The 14,954-nt window shown below is 72.2% G+C and carries 13 protein-coding genes; 11 read left to right on the forward strand and 2 right to left on the reverse strand.

The genetic code is table 11. The features are described from left to right. Positions 1 to 19 precede the first annotated feature (19 nt). From QK442_RS12575 to mutM, 8 genes are all read left to right on the forward strand, one after another. The gene (locus tag QK442_RS12575; protein ID WP_282693986.1) at positions 20 to 3,241 is read left to right on the forward strand and encodes a helicase-related protein; all 3,222 of its coding nucleotides are present in this window, start codon (positions 20 to 22) and stop codon (positions 3,239 to 3,241) included. A gap of 80 nt (positions 3,242 to 3,321) precedes the next feature. Then, complete coding sequence (gene rsmD / locus QK442_RS12580; RefSeq protein ID WP_282693987.1) at positions 3,322 to 3,939, forward strand: 16S rRNA (guanine(966)-N(2))-methyltransferase RsmD; 618 nt, start codon at positions 3,322 to 3,324, stop codon at positions 3,937 to 3,939. A gap of 26 nt (positions 3,940 to 3,965) precedes the next feature. Next, on the forward strand, positions 3,966 to 4,445 hold the full coding sequence (gene coaD / locus QK442_RS12585; RefSeq protein WP_282694117.1) for a pantetheine-phosphate adenylyltransferase: 480 nt from the start codon (positions 3,966 to 3,968) through the stop codon (positions 4,443 to 4,445). 110 nt (positions 4,446 to 4,555) lie between these two features. Further along, positions 4,556 to 5,626: an ATP synthase F0 subunit B gene (locus QK442_RS12590; RefSeq protein ID WP_282693988.1), complete on the forward strand. Its 1,071-nt coding sequence runs from the start codon at positions 4,556 to 4,558 to the stop codon at positions 5,624 to 5,626. 183 nt (positions 5,627 to 5,809) lie between these two features. Further along, positions 5,810 to 6,415, forward strand: a complete 606-nt coding sequence (locus tag QK442_RS12595; protein ID WP_282693989.1) for a DUF177 domain-containing protein — start codon at positions 5,810 to 5,812, stop codon at positions 6,413 to 6,415. Positions 6,416 to 6,417: 2 nt separating this feature from the next. Continuing rightward, complete coding sequence (gene rpmF, locus QK442_RS12600) at positions 6,418 to 6,591, forward strand: 50S ribosomal protein L32 (protein ID WP_030496967.1); 174 nt, start codon at positions 6,418 to 6,420, stop codon at positions 6,589 to 6,591. Between the two features lie 20 nt (positions 6,592 to 6,611). Next, the gene (gene rnc, locus QK442_RS12605) at positions 6,612 to 7,391 is read left to right on the forward strand and encodes a ribonuclease III (protein WP_282693990.1); all 780 of its coding nucleotides are present in this window, start codon (positions 6,612 to 6,614) and stop codon (positions 7,389 to 7,391) included. Between the two features lie 159 nt (positions 7,392 to 7,550). Continuing rightward, positions 7,551 to 8,420, forward strand: a complete 870-nt coding sequence (gene mutM, locus QK442_RS12610; RefSeq protein WP_282693991.1) for a bifunctional DNA-formamidopyrimidine glycosylase/DNA-(apurinic or apyrimidinic site) lyase — start codon at positions 7,551 to 7,553, stop codon at positions 8,418 to 8,420. A gap of 3 nt (positions 8,421 to 8,423) precedes the next feature. On the opposite strand, the gene QK442_RS12615 is transcribed toward mutM, so the two are convergent. After that, on the reverse strand, positions 8,424 to 8,807 hold the full coding sequence (locus QK442_RS12615) for a helix-turn-helix domain-containing protein (RefSeq protein ID WP_282693992.1): 384 nt from the start codon (positions 8,805 to 8,807) through the stop codon (positions 8,424 to 8,426). Between the two features lie 71 nt (positions 8,808 to 8,878). Beyond that, the gene (locus QK442_RS12620; RefSeq protein ID WP_282693993.1) at positions 8,879 to 9,799 is read right to left on the reverse strand and encodes a CAP domain-containing protein; all 921 of its coding nucleotides are present in this window, start codon (positions 9,797 to 9,799) and stop codon (positions 8,879 to 8,881) included. 272 nt (positions 9,800 to 10,071) lie between these two features. Here QK442_RS12620 and QK442_RS12625 point away from each other — a divergent pair, with 272 nt between their 5' ends. From QK442_RS12625 to smc, 3 genes are all read left to right on the forward strand, one after another. Further along, positions 10,072 to 10,353: an acylphosphatase gene (locus tag QK442_RS12625; RefSeq protein ID WP_282693994.1), complete on the forward strand. Its 282-nt coding sequence runs from the start codon at positions 10,072 to 10,074 to the stop codon at positions 10,351 to 10,353. Between the two features lie 400 nt (positions 10,354 to 10,753). Beyond that, positions 10,754 to 10,972, forward strand: a complete 219-nt coding sequence (locus tag QK442_RS12630; protein ID WP_282693995.1) for a hypothetical protein — start codon at positions 10,754 to 10,756, stop codon at positions 10,970 to 10,972. A 206-nt stretch (positions 10,973 to 11,178) separates the two neighbouring features. After that, a complete protein-coding gene (smc, locus tag QK442_RS12635) occupies positions 11,179 to 14,754 on the forward strand; it encodes a chromosome segregation protein SMC (RefSeq protein WP_282693996.1) in 3,576 nt (1,191 codons plus the stop codon). Positions 14,755 to 14,954: the final 200 nt, after the last annotated feature.

Genomic DNA, 14,954 nt, shown 5'->3' on the forward strand with positions numbered 1-14,954 from the left:
GTCGGCCCCGTGGTGTGAAATGGAACGCGTGCCCGCGCTCGACGAACCCCTCAAGAAGTCCCTCGGCCCCGCCACCGCCAAGGTCATGGCCGAGGCCCTCGACCTGCACACGGTCGGCGACCTCCTCCACCACTACCCCCGGCGGTACGCGGAGCGGGGCGAGCTCACGACCCTCTCCGACCTGCCGCTCGACGAGCACGTCACGGTCGTCGCCCAGGTCGCCGACGCCCGCGTGCACACCTTCAACGGCACCAAGGGCCGCGGCCAGCGCCTCGAAGTGACCCTCACCGACGGCCACGGCCGGCTCCAGCTGGTCTTCTTCGGCAAGGGCGTGCACAAGCCCCACCACGACCTGCTGCCCGGCACCCGCGCGATGTTCTCCGGCAAGGTCTCCCTCTTCAACCGGCGCCTCCAGCTCGCCCACCCCGCGTACGAACTCCTGCGCGGCGACGACGACGTGGCCGTGGACACCTGGGCCGGGGCCCTCATCCCGATCTACCCGGCCACCACCAAACTGGAGTCCTGGAAGATCGCCAAGGCCGTCAGCACCGTCCTGCCGGCCGCCGCCGAAGCCGTCGACCCGCTGCCCCCGGCCCTCCGCGAGGGCCGGGGCCTCGCCGAACTTCCCGACGCCCTGCGCCTGATCCACCACCCCCGCACGAAGGCGGACGTCGCCACCGCCCGCGAACGGCTCAAGTGGGACGAGGCCTTCGTCCTCCAGGTCGCCCTCGCCCGCCGCCGGCACACCGACACCCAGCTCCCCGCCGTCCCCCGACGGCCCGCCGACGGCGGCATCCTCGCCGCCTTCGACGCCAAGCTGCCCTTCACCCTCACCGACGGCCAGCAGAAGGTCTCCAAGGAGATCTTCGACGACCTCGCCACCGACCACCCCATGCACCGCCTCCTCCAGGGCGAGGTCGGCTCGGGCAAAGCCCAGCCCCTGGACTCGTCGGTCCTGACGCCCGGCGGCTTCCGGCGGATGGGCGACGTGAGGGCCGGGGACGAGGTCATCGTGCCCTCCGGCGAGATCGCCTTGGTCGACGGGGTCTTCCCGCAGGGGGAACGCGAGACATGGCGCCTCGTCCTGTCCGACGACACCACGGTGGAATGCGATGACGAACACCTCTGGATCGTCGGTACGAGCTGCGGGTGGCACCGTGGCCAGACGCCCAAAGTGATGACCACCCGGGAAATCCGCGACGACCTCGTCAAAGCGAACGGGACATCGAAGTGGTACGTGCCCCCGGCGACGCCCGTGGACCTCGGCGGTGATGCCGCGCTGCCGCTCGACCCCTACCTGTTGGGGGTGCTGCTTGGGGACGGCTCATTCCGGCACAACCTGCGGCTGTCCACGATTGATCGGGAGATCCACGACGCCGTGGCGACGGCTGTGGCGCCCGACTGTCGGCTCGTTCCCGTAGCTGGCTCCGCCTGCGATTACACGATCCAGCTGACGCACCGCACGGGCGGCGCTCGCAACCCCGTGATCCAGGCCCTGCGCGACCTTGGCCTGTGGGGTGCCTCCTCGCACGGCAAGTTCGTCCCTGACGAGTTCAAGAACACATCGATCAAGAATCGACTCGCGCTTCTCCAAGGGCTGCTGGACACCGACGGCACCATCCAGAAGACCGGAATGAGTGTGTCCCTGGCATCGGTCTCTCCCCGGCTCGCGGAGGACGTCGCCTGGCTGGTGCGTTCCCTCGGGGGCAGGGCACGTGTCCTGCCCAAGAAGGATGCCTTGAACGTCTCGGTGGGTCTCCCTGACGAGTACGCCCCGTTCAGGCTGTCTCGCAAGGCCGTCCGCGTACGACCACGGCCGAAGTACAACACCTTCCGGCGAGCCATTCGCGCTGTCGAGTACGTCGGGCGCAAGCCCGTCCAGTGCATCAGTGTCGCGCATCCCGATCACGCGTACGTGACGGATCACTTCACCGTGACGCACAACACGATGGTGGCGCTGCGGGCCATGCTCACCGTCGTCGACGCCGGGGGACAGGCCGCGATGCTCGCCCCCACCGAGGTCCTCGCCCAGCAGCACCACCGCTCGGTCACCGAGATGATGGGCGAGCTCGCCGAGGGAGGGATGCTCGGCGGCGCCGAGCACGCCACCAAGGTGGTGCTGCTCACCGGCTCCATGGGGGCCGCGGCCCGTCGGCAGGCCCTGCTCGACCTGGTCACCGGCGAGGCCGGGATCGTCATCGGCACCCACGCCCTCATCGAGGACAAGGTGCGGTTCCACGACCTCGGCCTCGTCGTCGTCGACGAGCAGCACCGCTTCGGCGTCGAACAGCGCGACGCCCTGCGGGGCAAGGGGCACTCCCAGGGGGAGAAGCGGACGCCGCACCTCCTCGTCATGACCGCCACCCCGATCCCCCGGACCGTGGCCATGACCGTCTTCGGCGACCTGGAGACCTCCGTCCTCGACCAGCTCCCCGCCGGTCGCTCCCCGATCGCCAGCCACGTGGTCCCCGCCGCCGACAAGCCGCACTTCCTCGCCCGCGCGTGGGAGCGGGTCCGCGAGGAGGTGGCCAACGGCCACCAGGCGTACGTCGTCTGCCCCCGCATCGGCGACGAGGAGGACCAGAAGAAGAAGGCCAGGCCGTCCCCGGAGGACGAGGCCGAGAAGCGGCCCCCGCTCGCCGTCCTCGACGTGGCCGAGAAGCTCCGCACCGGCCCCCTCGCCGGGCTTCGCGTCGCCGCCCTGCACGGCCGCATGCACCCCGACGACAAGGACGAGGTCATGCGCGGCTTCGCCGCCGGCGAGCTCGACGTCCTCGTCGCCACCACCGTCATCGAGGTCGGCGTCAACGTGCCCAACGCCACCGCCATGGTGATCATGGACGCCGACCGCTTCGGTGTCTCCCAGCTCCACCAGCTCCGCGGCCGCGTCGGCCGCGGCTCCGCCCCCGGCCTCTGCCTCCTCGTCACCGAGATGCCCGAGGCGAGCCCCGCCCGGCAGCGCCTCGGCGCCGTCGCCGCCACCCTCGACGGCTTCGAGCTCTCCCGCATCGACCTCGAACAGCGCCGCGAGGGCGACGTCCTCGGCCAGGCCCAGTCCGGCGCCCGCTCCTCCCTGCGGGTCCTCGCCGTCATCGACGACGAGGAGGTCATCGCCGCCGCCCGCGAGGAGGCCACCGCCCTCGTCCTCGCCGACCCGGACCTCGAAGCCCACCCAGGCCTGCGCACCGCCCTGGACGCCCTGCTGAGCGAGGAGAGGGAGGAGTACCTGGAGAAGGGCTGACCGCGGAAGCCGCCTTAAGCTGGTGCTTGTGTGTTGCGCGCGCAACACACAAGCACCAGCAGTCGAGGACGAGGACACCGATGACCCGCGTGATCGCCGGCACCGCCGGCGGACGGCGCCTGGCCGTGCCCCCGGGCAGCGGCACCCGCCCCACCTCCGACCGGGCGCGCGAGGGCCTCTTCTCCACCTGGGAGGCGCTCCTCGGCACCCTCGACGGGGTGCGGGTCGCCGACCTGTACGCCGGTTCCGGCGCCGTCGGCCTGGAGGCGCTCTCCCGCGGCGCGGCCCACGCCCTGCTCGTCGAGGCCGACGCCCGTGCGGCCCGCACCGTCCGGGAGAACGTGCGCGCCCTCGGCCTGCCCGGCGCCGAGGCCCGTACCGGCAAGGCCGAGCAGGTCGTCACGGGACCCGCCCCGGCGGAGCCGTACGACCTGGTCTTCCTCGACCCGCCCTACGCCGTCGCCGACGAGGAACTCCGCGAGATCCTCCTCACACTGCGCGCCGGGGGCTGGCTGAGCGAGGATGCCGTCGTCACCGTGGAGCGCGCCACGCGGGGCGGGGAGTTCGTCTGGCCGGACGGCTTCGAGGCCCTGCGGTCCCGCCGCTACGGTGAGGGAACGTTCTGGTACGGCGGCGTCACCGCCCCGGCCGGGACCGCCACCGACGAGGACGCACGATCCGACGAAGACGCACGATGACCGCACCGGAGAGCGAGGGAAGCAGGATGCGCCGCGCCGTCTGCCCGGGGTCGTTCGACCCCATCACCAACGGACACCTCGACATCATCGCCCGGGCCTCCAAGCTGTACGACGTCGTGCACGTCGCGGTGATGATCAACCAGTCCAAGAAGGGCCTGTTCACGGTCGAGGAGCGGATCGAGCTGATCCGCGAGGTCACCGCCGACTTCGGGAACGTCGAGGTGGAGTCCTTCCAGGGCCTCCTCGTCGACTTCTGCAAGCAGCGCGACATCCCAGCCATCGTCAAGGGACTGCGCGCGGTCAGCGACTTCGACTACGAGCTCCAGATGGCCCAGATGAACAACGGCCTGTCGGGCGTCGAGACGCTGTTCGTGCCCACCAACCCCACGTACAGCTTCCTCTCGTCCTCCCTGGTCAAGGAGGTCGCGGCCTGGGGCGGCGACGTCTCCCACCTGGTGCCCCCGGCGGTCCTCGGCCGGCTCACCGAGCGCCTCGGCCGGAAGTGACGCGCGGCCACCGCCGCTGACGCTCCGTCACCTGGTGTCGGACGGGCCACGACTGCCCTTACAGTCGTCCCGTCCGTCTCCATCCAGCTGTAGAGAGTGGCGAGCACCCGGTGGACGTGCAGAAGAAGCTCGACGAGATCGTCGCGACCGTACAGAACGCCCGCTCGATGCCCATGTCGGCCTCCTGCGTGGTCAACCGCGCCGAACTGCTCGCCCTCCTCGACGAGGTACGGGGCGCCCTCCCGGACTCCCTCGCCCAGGCCCAGGAGCTCATCGGCGGACGCGAGCAGATGGTCGAGCAGGCCCGCCAGGAGGCCGAGCGGATCATCGAGGCCGCCCACGCCGAGCGCGGCACGATCGTCTCCGACACCCAGATCGCCCGGCAGTCCCAGGAGGAGGCCGACCGGATCCTCTCCGAGGCCCGCCGCGAGGCCGAGGAGATCCGTGCCGAGGCCGACGAGTACGTCGACTCCAAGCTCGCCAACTTCGAGGTCGTCCTCAACAAGACCATCGGCTCCGTCGACCGCGGCCGCGAGAAGCTCCTCGGCCGCGGCCCGGGCCTGGACGAGCACGGCTACGCGGACGAGGACGCCCCCGAGTACAGCGCCGACCCGCAGACCCTGATCCATCGCGCCGACGAGTACGTGGACGCCAAGCTGGGCGCCTTCGAGGCGGTCCTCTCCAAGACCCTGGAGGCCGTCGGCCGCGGCCGGCAGAAGCTGCACGGCCGGATCGCCACCGACGCCCTCGGCGAGCACATGGCAGCCCAGGAGGGACTCGGCCAGTCCGTCCACACCAGCGACGCGGACTACCTCGCGGGACTGGCGGAGCTCGCCGACCCCGAGCCGGTCGCCGCCGCGCCCGCCCCCGCCGCGCAGATCCCGGCCCAGCAGGACCCCTACGGCTACCAGCAGCAGCCCCAGCAGGTGGATCCGTACGGCTACCAGCAGCAGGACCCCTACGCGTACCAGCAGCAGCCCCAGCAGGTGGACCCGTACGGCTACCAGCAGCAGGACCCGTACTCCGGTGCAAGCACCGGCTCCACTGGAGCGGCTTACGCCGAGCCCTATCCTGCGCAGCCCCAGCCCCAGGCCCAGCCCGCCGCGCTCGACGAGACCAGCTTCTTCGACACCAGCATGATCGACCTGGAGCAGCTGCGCCGGTACGAGCAGGGCCAGTAGCGGACGGGGCGGCCGAGGGGCCGGATTGGGCCCTGGGCGAAGCGTCCAGTATCCTGGCCCTTCGGTCGCGTGTATGCCCGCGATCCATGCTGCCCGCGAGCGGCAGCCCCGTGAACTTGCGCCACGAACGACCCGAAAGCAGGAAGAGCCCTGAGCACGCGCCTCGACCACCGCAACCCCCTCGTGTTCGACACGCACGAGCTGGGGCGGCGTCCCGGTGCCCTCCAGCGGATCTCCCGCACGGTCGACGCCCCCGCCGACCTCGGCGTCGCGGGAGTCATCGGAGTGCCCGAGGGCGACCCGGTGGAGATCGAGCTCCGACTCGAGTCGGTCATGGAAGGGGTGCTTGTCACAGGCACCGCCCGTGCATCGGCCGCAGGGGAGTGCGTAAGGTGTCTGGAGCCCGTCGAGCTGGAGCTCGACGCGGACTTCCAGGAGATGTTCTCGTACCCCGACTCCGACGACCGGGGCCGCGCCAAGGCGGCCCAGGACGGCGAGGACGATGAAGACGAGGACATGACCCCCCTCGAGGACGGCATGTTCGACCTCGAACCCGTGCTGCGTGACGCAGTGGTGCTCGCGCTGCCCATGCAGCCGGTGTGCCGGGAGGACTGTGCGGGTCTGTGTTCCGAATGCGGAATCAACCTGAACGAGAACCCCGACCACCACCACGACGCCACCGACATCCGTTGGGCGGCACTGCAGGAACTCGCCGGTTCGCTGGGAGCCGACGAGAAGGACAACATGAGCGACGCCGCTACCGGTGTCGACGAGAAGCAGGAGAAGTAGCCGTGGCTGTTCCGAAGCGGAAGATGTCGCGCAGCAACACGCGCCACCGCCGGTCGCAGTGGAAGGCTGCGGTCCCCACCCTGGTTTCGTGTGAGCGTTGCCAGGAGCCGAAGCAGCAGCACATCGCGTGCCCGAGCTGCGGCACCTACAACAAGCGCCAGGTCCTCTCGGTCTGAGCGGGCTGGTGAGAGGCACGATGTCTGACAAGATCAGCAGCGCCTCGTCCCACACGCTTCTGGAAGGGCGGCTCGGGTATCGTCTCGAGTCCGCCCTTCTGGTGCGTGCGCTGACCCACCGCTCGTACGCGTACGAGAACGGCGGTCTGCCCACCAACGAGCGCCTGGAGTTCCTCGGGGACTCCGTGCTCGGCCTGGTGGTCACCGACACCCTCTACCGCACCCACCCCGATCTGCCGGAGGGCCAGCTGGCCAAGCTCCGGGCCGCGGTGGTCAACTCGCGTGCGCTGGCGGACGTCGGGCGCGGCCTCGACCTGGGCTCCTTCATCCGGCTCGGCCGGGGCGAAGAGGGCACGGGCGGCCGGGACAAGGCATCCATCCTCGCCGACACCCTCGAAGCGGTGATCGGCGCGGTCTATCTCGACCAGGGTCTCGACGCGGCGTCCGAGCTGGTGCACCGGCTCTTCGACCCGCTGATCGAGAAGTCCTCGAACCTCGGTGCCGGCCTGGACTGGAAGACCAGCCTCCAGGAGCTCACCGCGGCCGAGGGCCTCGGCGTGCCGGAGTACCTCGTCTCCGAGGAGGGCCCCGACCACGAGAAGACCTTCACTGCTGCCGCCCGCGTCGGTGGTGTCTCGTACGGCACCGGCACCGGCCGCAGCAAGAAGGAGGCGGAGCAGCAGGCCGCCGAGTCCGCGTGGCGCGCGATCCGCGCGGCCGCGGACGAGCGCGCGGCGGCCGAGGCCGACGCGACCGGCGGACAGGACCGGAAGGACGGGGCCGCCCCGGCCACCGCCTGACCGCGACCTCGCGCGCTTCCACAGCCTCCTTCAGCGGAGTCTTCCCGCCCGCCCCCGCCAGGGGCGGGCGGAGCTGTTTTCCGGGAACCGGAAGGCGGGTCCTCCCGGGCGGTAGGCTGCGAGGACCACCACCCCCGTACCCCCTTTCGGAGGAGTCCCGTGCCCGAGCTGCCCGAGGTCGAGGTCGTCCGGCGCGGACTGGAGCGCTGGGTCGCAGGCCGGACCGCGGCCGGCGTCGAGGTGCTCCACCCCCGGGCCGTACGCCGCCACCTCGCGGGCGGCGCGGACTTCGCCGCCCGGCTGACCGGGCAGCGCTTCGAGCCCGCCCGGCGCCGGGGCAAGTACCTGTGGCTGCCGCTAGCCGACACCGGCACCTCCGTCCTCGGCCACCTCGGGATGAGCGGGCAGCTCCTCGTCCAGCCGGAGACCGCCCCGGACGAGAAGCACCTGCGGATCCGGATCCGCTTCGACGATACGGAGGGTACGGAGCTCCGCTTCGTCGACCAGCGCACCTTCGGCGGCCTCTCGCTGCACGACACGGCCCCCGACAGCGCCGACGGCCTGCCGGACGTCATCGGGCACATCGCCCGCGACCCGCTGGACCCCGCCTTCGACGACGCCGCCTTCCAGACCGCGCTCCGCCTGCGCCGTACGACGATCAAGCGGGCGCTCCTCGACCAGTCGCTGATCAGCGGCGTCGGCAACATCTACGCCGACGAGGCGCTGTGGCGCGCGAAGCTGCACTACGACCGGCCCACCGCCACCCTCACCCGGCCGCGCGCGGCCGAACTCCTCGGCCACGTCCGCGACGTGATGAACGCGGCGCTCGCGGCCGGCGGCACCAGCTTCGACAGCCTCTACGTGAACGTGAACGGCGAGTCCGGCTACTTCGACCGCTCGCTCGACGCGTACGGGCGGGAGGACGAGCCGTGCCGTCGCTGCGGCACGCCGATGCGCCGCCGCCCCTGGATGAACCGTTCCAGCTACTTCTGCCCGCGCTGCCAGCGCCCGCCGCGCGTCGGCCCGTGACCGTCAGCCCGTGACGGCGGCGCGCTCGGAGTCGTACGCCTCGCGGGCCGCGACGACCTCCGGCATCCGCCCCTCCACCAGCGCGATCAGCCCGACGAGGCGTTCGGCGATCTCCCGCCCGAGCGGGGTGAGCCGGTAGTCCACCCGGGGCGGATTGACCGGCTGCGCCTCCCGGTGCACGAGCCCGTCCCGCTCCAGCGCGTGCAGCGTCTGCGCCAGCATCTTCTCGCTGACCCCGTCGACCCGCCGCCGCAGCTCGTTGAAGCGGAAGGAGCCCTCGTACAGCGCCCCGAGGGTGAGGCTGCCCCATCGCCCCGTGACGTGCTCCAGCGTCACCCGCGAGGCACACCCCCGCGCGAACACGTCAAAGGCGAGATCGTCGGTCATACCCCCACGGTAACCGCGCCCCTCACTCACCACCAGACCGCGCTTTCGAAAAGTGAGCGCGCTGACGGTCCTCAGTAGCCGAAGTCCTGGGTCCACCACGGGCCGCCGTCGGCGAAGTGGACGCCGACGCCGAGGGTGGTGAAGTCGCAGTTCAGGATGTTGGCGCGGTGGCCGTCGCTGTTCATCCAGGAGACCATCACGGCGGTCGCGTCGACCTGGCCGCGGGCTATGTTCTCGCCGCCGAGGCCGGTGATACCGGCGGCCTCGGCACGGGCCCACGGGGTGGCGCCGTCGGGGTCGGTGTGGTCGAAGAAGCCGCGGTTCGCCATATCGGCGCTGAAGGCGCCGGCCAGCTCGGCCAGGCCCCCCGAGGGCTGGACCGGGGAGCAGCCGGCCTTGCCGCGCTCGACGTTCACCAGGCGCAGCACCTCGGCCTCGGCCGCGTCCGCACGGTCGGCGGTGGAGCCTGCGGCCTCCGCCGTCGTCTCCTCGACCGGGGCCTCGCGGGTGGGCGTGGGCTTCGGGGCGGCGGCCCGGGTGGTGGGCGTGGGCTTCGGCTTCGGCGGGGCGGCGGTGGGCGCGGTCTTCGCCGGTGCGGGGGAGGGCGACGCGGTCTTCGTGGGAGTAGGAGCGGGCGTGGGCTTCGAGGAGGCCGGGGCCGTGGTCCTGCCGGTGTCCGCCGCGCTCCGGCCCGTGCCCGAGGGGGCCTGGGTGCGGGCGGCCCCGCCCTGCGTGGTCAGCTCCGGGGTCTGCCGGGTCTCCGTGGCGACCGGCCGGCTGCTGCCCGCGCTGCCCGCGGTGAGGGTCTCGCCGCCGGGGAGGAGCCCCGTGGTGACCGCGACGGCGCCGACGGCGACCGCGGCCGAGGCGCCGAGCAGCCCGGTACGCACGGGACCGCGCCGCTTGCGGCGGGCACCCCCGTGACCGTGGCCGGTGCCGGTCGCGTAGTCTGCCTCGGCGGGCGCGGCGCCGGTGCGACGGTGGCGTCCCATCTGCCTGCCTCCCTGAACTGGCTCTCTGCTGGTGTCTCTGCCTGCTGGTATGCCTGCGGCTGCCTCCGGGGTCCGGGGCCAGGACTTTGCTGCCTTTGCAGTTCGGCAGCAGCCTTTGCTTTCGGCATGGGTCCGTCCGGAGGGCGTACGCCGCGTACGGACGGCCGAGAAGCGCGCACCCGTGTGGGTGAAAGCCGCATTCCGTCGGACTGTACGCCATGAGAAGCCGCCGCGACGTGCTGTCCGGGCAATCCGCCCGCTAGCGTGCAGCCATGAGCGACGACGTACGGATGACCGCCTGGGTGCGCGGACGGGTGCAGGGAGTGGGCTTCCGCTGGTTCACCAGGGCAAACGCCCTGGAGATCGGGGGCCTCGCCGGCTTCGCCCTGAACCTCGACGACGGCCGGGTCCAGGTGGTGGCCGAGGGGCCGAGTGAGAATTGCCACCGTCTTCTCGACTGGCTGCGGACCGGCGACACGCCCGGCCGCGTGGACGGCGTCACCGAGATATGGGGCACCCCCCGCGGCGGCTACGACGGCTTCGCCATCCGCTGACCCGCCGCCCCTTCCGCTCCTCCGTCCGGGCGCCGCGGCGGCGCCGGACGAAGACCCGGTTTCCCCAGGGTGAACAGGAGAAGCACCAGGTGGTTGCCAAGTTTCGACACACGTGCAAGGCTTCCCCGGGTAAGGATCATCACCACGCCCCGGGTGAACGGGTCGAGAGGCGCCGCCGCCTGCGACGCGGCCGCGAACTCCCCGTCCGCCGCACCGATCGGGGCGTGATCGTGTTGACCGTCAAACTTTTTGGTGAGACTCTGGAAGCCCCGCGCACCTTAGCTGTGTGGCAGTAGAACACCGGCACGACTCACGTACTGCCGAGCACCGCGGGTGCGAATCCATCCCTCACGACCCACACCGCAATCGGTCGGTCACTCAGTGTGGAGGACCACTCATCATGGCAAAGGCGCTTCTCGGTTACGTCGGCGGCTCCGACCCGCGACTCCTCGCCGAGATGCGACGGCTTCAGCAGCGCGTCCAGGACCTGGAATCCGAGCTGGTACGGATCCAGTCCGAGAACGACGCGCTCGCCGCTGCCGCCGCTCAGCACCAGGGCGAGACGCTGCTCGACCGCATCGACCTCGACGTACCCCAGGCGGAGCCTGCGCTCACCTGACACCCAGCCCCGAGGGGATCAGGTGGGAACAGCTGAATAGGCAAGGGGCGCTCCGGCGTCCCTTCTTTTCTTGACCGCCGGTTGATCCCCGATGATCCCCGGCCCCCCTCTTCCCTCTCGCCTCCCCGTGTCACACCGCGCCTCACCCGAGGGTCTGCCCTGCGCGATCACGGGTGAAACGCGACACCCCAGGTAGAGTCCCGAAGGTGCACCTCAAGGCCTTGACGCTCCGCGGATTCAAGTCGTTCGCCTCCGCCACCACGCTGAGGTTCGAACCCGGAATCACCTGTGTCGTCGGCCCCAACGGCTCCGGAAAGTCCAACGTCGTCGACGCCCTGTCCTGGGTCATGGGAGAGCAGGGCGCCAAGTCGCTGCGCGGCGGCAAGATGGAGGACGTCATCTTCGCCGGCACCACCGGGCGGCCCCCGCTCGGCCGCGCCGAGGTCTCCCTCACCATCGACAACTCCGACGGCGCCCTGCCGATCGACTACGCCGAGGTCACCCTCACCCGGATCATGTTCCGGGGCGGCAGCAGCGAGTACCAGATCAACGGCGACACCTGTCGGCTGCTCGACATCCAGGACCTCCTCTCCGACTCCGGCATCGGCCGCGAGATGCACGTCATCGTCGGCCAGGGCCGGCTCGACTCGGTGCTGCACGCCGACCCCATGGGCCGCCGCGCCTTCATCGAGGAGGCCGCCGGCGTCCTCAAGCACCGCAAGCGCAAGGAGAAGGCGCTGCGGAAGCTCGACGCGATGCAGGCCAACCTCGCGCGCGTGCAGGACCTCACCGACGAACTGCGCCGCCAGCTCAAGCCGCTCGGCCGGCAGGCCGCCGTCGCCCGGCGCGCCGTCGTCATCCAGGCCGAGCTGCGCGACGTCCGCCTCCGGCTCCTCGCCGACGACCTCGTACGCCTCCAGCGTGCCCTGCACGCCGAACTCGCCGACGAGGCCGCGCTCCTCGCCCGCAAGGAGGCCGCCGAGGAGGAGCTGCGTGCCGCCCTCGCCCGCGAGGCCGCTCTGGAGGCCGAGGTCCGGGCCCTCGCCCCGCGCCTGGAGCGCGCCCAGCAGAGCTGGTACGCCCTCTCCCAGCTCGCCGAACGCGTCCGCGGCACGATCTCCCTCGCCGACGCCCGGGTGAAGAGCGCCACCGACGCCCCCGCCGAGGAACGGCGCGGCCGAGACCCCGAGGACCTGGAGCGCGAGGCCGCCCGCGTCCGCGAGCAGGAGGCCGAACTGGAGGCCGCCCTGGAGGCCGCCGAACGGGCCCTGGAGGACACCGTCGCCCACCGCGCCGACCTCGAACGCGCCCTCGTCGCCGAGGAACGGCGCCTCAAGGACGCCGCCCGCGCCCTCGCCGACCGCCGCGAGGGCCTCGCCCGGCTGCACGGCCAGGTCAACGCCGCCCGCTCCCGCGCCGCCTCGGCCCAGGCCGAGATCGACCGGCTCACCGCCGCCCGCGACGAGGCCGTCGAACGGGCCGCCGCCGCACAGGAGGAGTACGAGCGGCTCAGGGCCGAGGTCGACGGCCTCGACGCCGCCGACACCGAGCACACCGAGCGGTACGAGGAGGCCCGCCGCGCCCTCGCCGAGGCGGAGACCGCCCTGAGCGCGGCCCGCGAGGCCGCCGCCGACACCGAGAGCCGTCGCGCCGCCACCCGGGCCCGCCACGACACCCTCGTCCTCGGCCTCCGCCGCAAGGACGGCACCGGCGCCCTGCTCTCCGCCGGCCTCAGCGGCGTCCTCGGCCCCGCCGCCGGGCTCCTCACCATCACCCCCGGGTACGAGGTCCCCGTCGCCGCCGCGCTCGGCGCCGCCGCCGACGCCGTCGCCGCCGACGGCCCCGACACCGCGGCCGAGGCCCTCCGCCTCCTCCGCAAACAGGACGCCGGCCGGGCGACCCTGATCCTCATGGGGGAGGAGACAGCCCCCGCACCGGAGGACCTCCCGGGCCCGCCGCTGCCCGCGCACGCCCTGCCCGCCGCCGGACTCGTCACCGGACCCGCCGGACTCCTCGGAGCCGTACGGCGGCTGCTCGCCCGGATCGTGGTCGTCGAGGGCCTGGACGAGGCCCGTCAGCTGATCCGCACCCACCCCGGACTCACCGCCGTCACCGCCGAGGGCGACCTGCTCGGCGCGCACCGCGCCCAGGGCGGCTCGGCCGGTGCGCCGAGCCTGCTCGAAGTGCGGGCCCAGGTCGACGAGGCCGCCGCCGACCTGGCCGAACTGGGCGCACGGTGCGAGGAACTGGCCCGCACCAAGGAGGAGGCGGCCGAGCGCCGCAGGGCCGCCGCCGCGCGCGTCGAGGAGCTCGACGCCCTCCGACGTACCGCGGAGAAGGAGAGGGCCGCCGTCGCCCAGGCCCTCGGCCGGCTCGCCGGCCAGGCCAGGGGAGCGGCCGGCGAGGCCGAGCGCACCGCCGCCGCCGTCGCCCGCGCCCAGGAGGTCCTGGAACGGGCCGTCGCCGAGGCCGACGAGCTGGCCGAGCGGCTGCTCGTCGCCGAGGAGACACCGGCCGAGGAGGAGCCCGACACCTCCGTCCGCGACCGCCTCGCCATCGACGGGGCCAACGCCCGCCAGACCGAGATGGAGGCCCGCCTCCAGGTCCGCACCCACGAGGAGCGGGTCAAGGGCCTGGCCGGCCGGGCCGACTCCCTCGACCGGGCCGCCCGCGCGGAACGGGACGCACGCGCGCGTGCCGAACAGCGCCGGGCCCGGCTCCGCCACGAGGCCCGAGTCGCGAGCGCCGTCGCCGCCGGAGCCCGTACCCTCCTCGCCCACGTCGAGGTCTCCCTCGAACGGGCCGAGCGCGAACGCGCCGCGGCCGCCGCCGCCCGCGCCGACCGCGAGCAGGGCCTCGCCGCCGCCCGCTCCCGGGGCCGCGAGCTCAAGGCCGAGCTCGACAGGCTCACCGACTCCGTCCACCGCGGCGAGGTCCTGGGCGCCGAGAAGCGGCTGCGGATCGAGCAGTTGGAGGCGAAGGCGCTGGAGGAGCACGGCGTCGAGAGCGGCGCGCTCGTCGCCGAGTACGGCCCCGACCAGCCCGTCCCGCCGTCACCGCCCGCCGACGGCGCCACCGCGTCCGACGGCGGTTCCCCCGAGGAGCCCGGCCCGCGTGAGGAGCCCCGGCCGTTCATCCGGTCGGAGCAGGAGAAGCGGCTGAAAGCGGCCGAGCGTGCCTTCCAGCAGCTCGGCAAGGTCAACCCGCTGGCCCTGGAGGAGTTCGCGGCCCTGGAGGACCGGCACCGCTTCCTCTCCGAGCAGCTGGAGGACCTGAAGAAGACCCGCGCCGACCTGCTTCAGGTCGTGAAAGAGGTCGACCAGCGCGTCGAGCAGGTCTTCACCGAGGCGTACCGGGACACCGCCCGCGAGTTCGAGGGCGTCTTCTCCCGCCTCTTCCCCGGCGGCGAGGGCCGGCTCGTGCTCACCGACCCCGACTCCATGCTCACCACCGGCGTCGAGGTGGAGGCCCGCCCGCCGGGCAAGAAGGTCAAGCGGCTCTCGCTGCTCTCCGGCGGCGAGCGCTCCCTGACCGCCGTGGCCCTGCTGGTCTCGATCTTCAAGGCCCGGCCGAGCCCCTTCTACGTCATGGACGAGGTCGAGGCGGCGCTCGACGACACCAACCTCCAGCGCCTGATCGGGATCATGCGGGAGCTCCAGGAGGCCTCGCAGCTCATCGTGATCACCCACCAGAAGCGGACGATGGAGGTCGCGGACGCGCTCTACGGCGTGTCGATGCAGGGCGACGGCGTCTCGAAGGTGATCAGCCAGCGGCTCCGCTGAGACCCTACACACCCCTCCCGACTTCATTTCTTCAAACAATGAAGATCACTGCGTCGAAAACTTGGTTAAAGTCATATGACATCGCCTATTGACTTCAAAACTTGAACGCATAGTCTCTGCAACGTCGCTTTGACCTTCATGTGGTGGGCGGCGCGGAGTCATGCGCCACTGGAAGCCACCGAAGGGCTGTTCCACCACCC

This window comes from Streptomyces sp. CC208A, assembly GCF_030010625.1.
Lineage (GTDB): Bacteria > Actinomycetota > Actinomycetes > Streptomycetales > Streptomycetaceae > Streptomyces.

Bases quoted from the DNA above. Each gene is read 5' to 3' on its own strand.
- QK442_RS12575 (WP_282693986.1), top strand. From the start codon at position 20: ATGGAACGCGTGCCCGCGCTCGACGAACCCCTCAAGAAGTCCCTCGGC.
- rsmD (WP_282693987.1), top strand. From the start codon at position 3,322: ATGACCCGCGTGATCGCCGGCACCGCCGGCGGACGGCGCCTGGCCGTG.
- coaD (WP_282694117.1), top strand. From the start codon at position 3,966: ATGCGCCGCGCCGTCTGCCCGGGGTCGTTCGACCCCATCACCAACGGA.
- rnc (WP_282693990.1), top strand. From the start codon at position 6,612: ATGTCTGACAAGATCAGCAGCGCCTCGTCCCACACGCTTCTGGAAGGG.
- QK442_RS12615 (WP_282693992.1), bottom strand. From the start codon at position 8,807: ATGACCGACGATCTCGCCTTTGACGTGTTCGCGCGGGGGTGTGCCTCG.
- QK442_RS12620 (WP_282693993.1), bottom strand. From the start codon at position 9,799: ATGGGACGCCACCGTCGCACCGGCGCCGCGCCCGCCGAGGCAGACTAC.
- QK442_RS12625 (WP_282693994.1), top strand. From the start codon at position 10,072: ATGAGCGACGACGTACGGATGACCGCCTGGGTGCGCGGACGGGTGCAG.
- QK442_RS12630 (WP_282693995.1), top strand. From the start codon at position 10,754: ATGGCAAAGGCGCTTCTCGGTTACGTCGGCGGCTCCGACCCGCGACTC.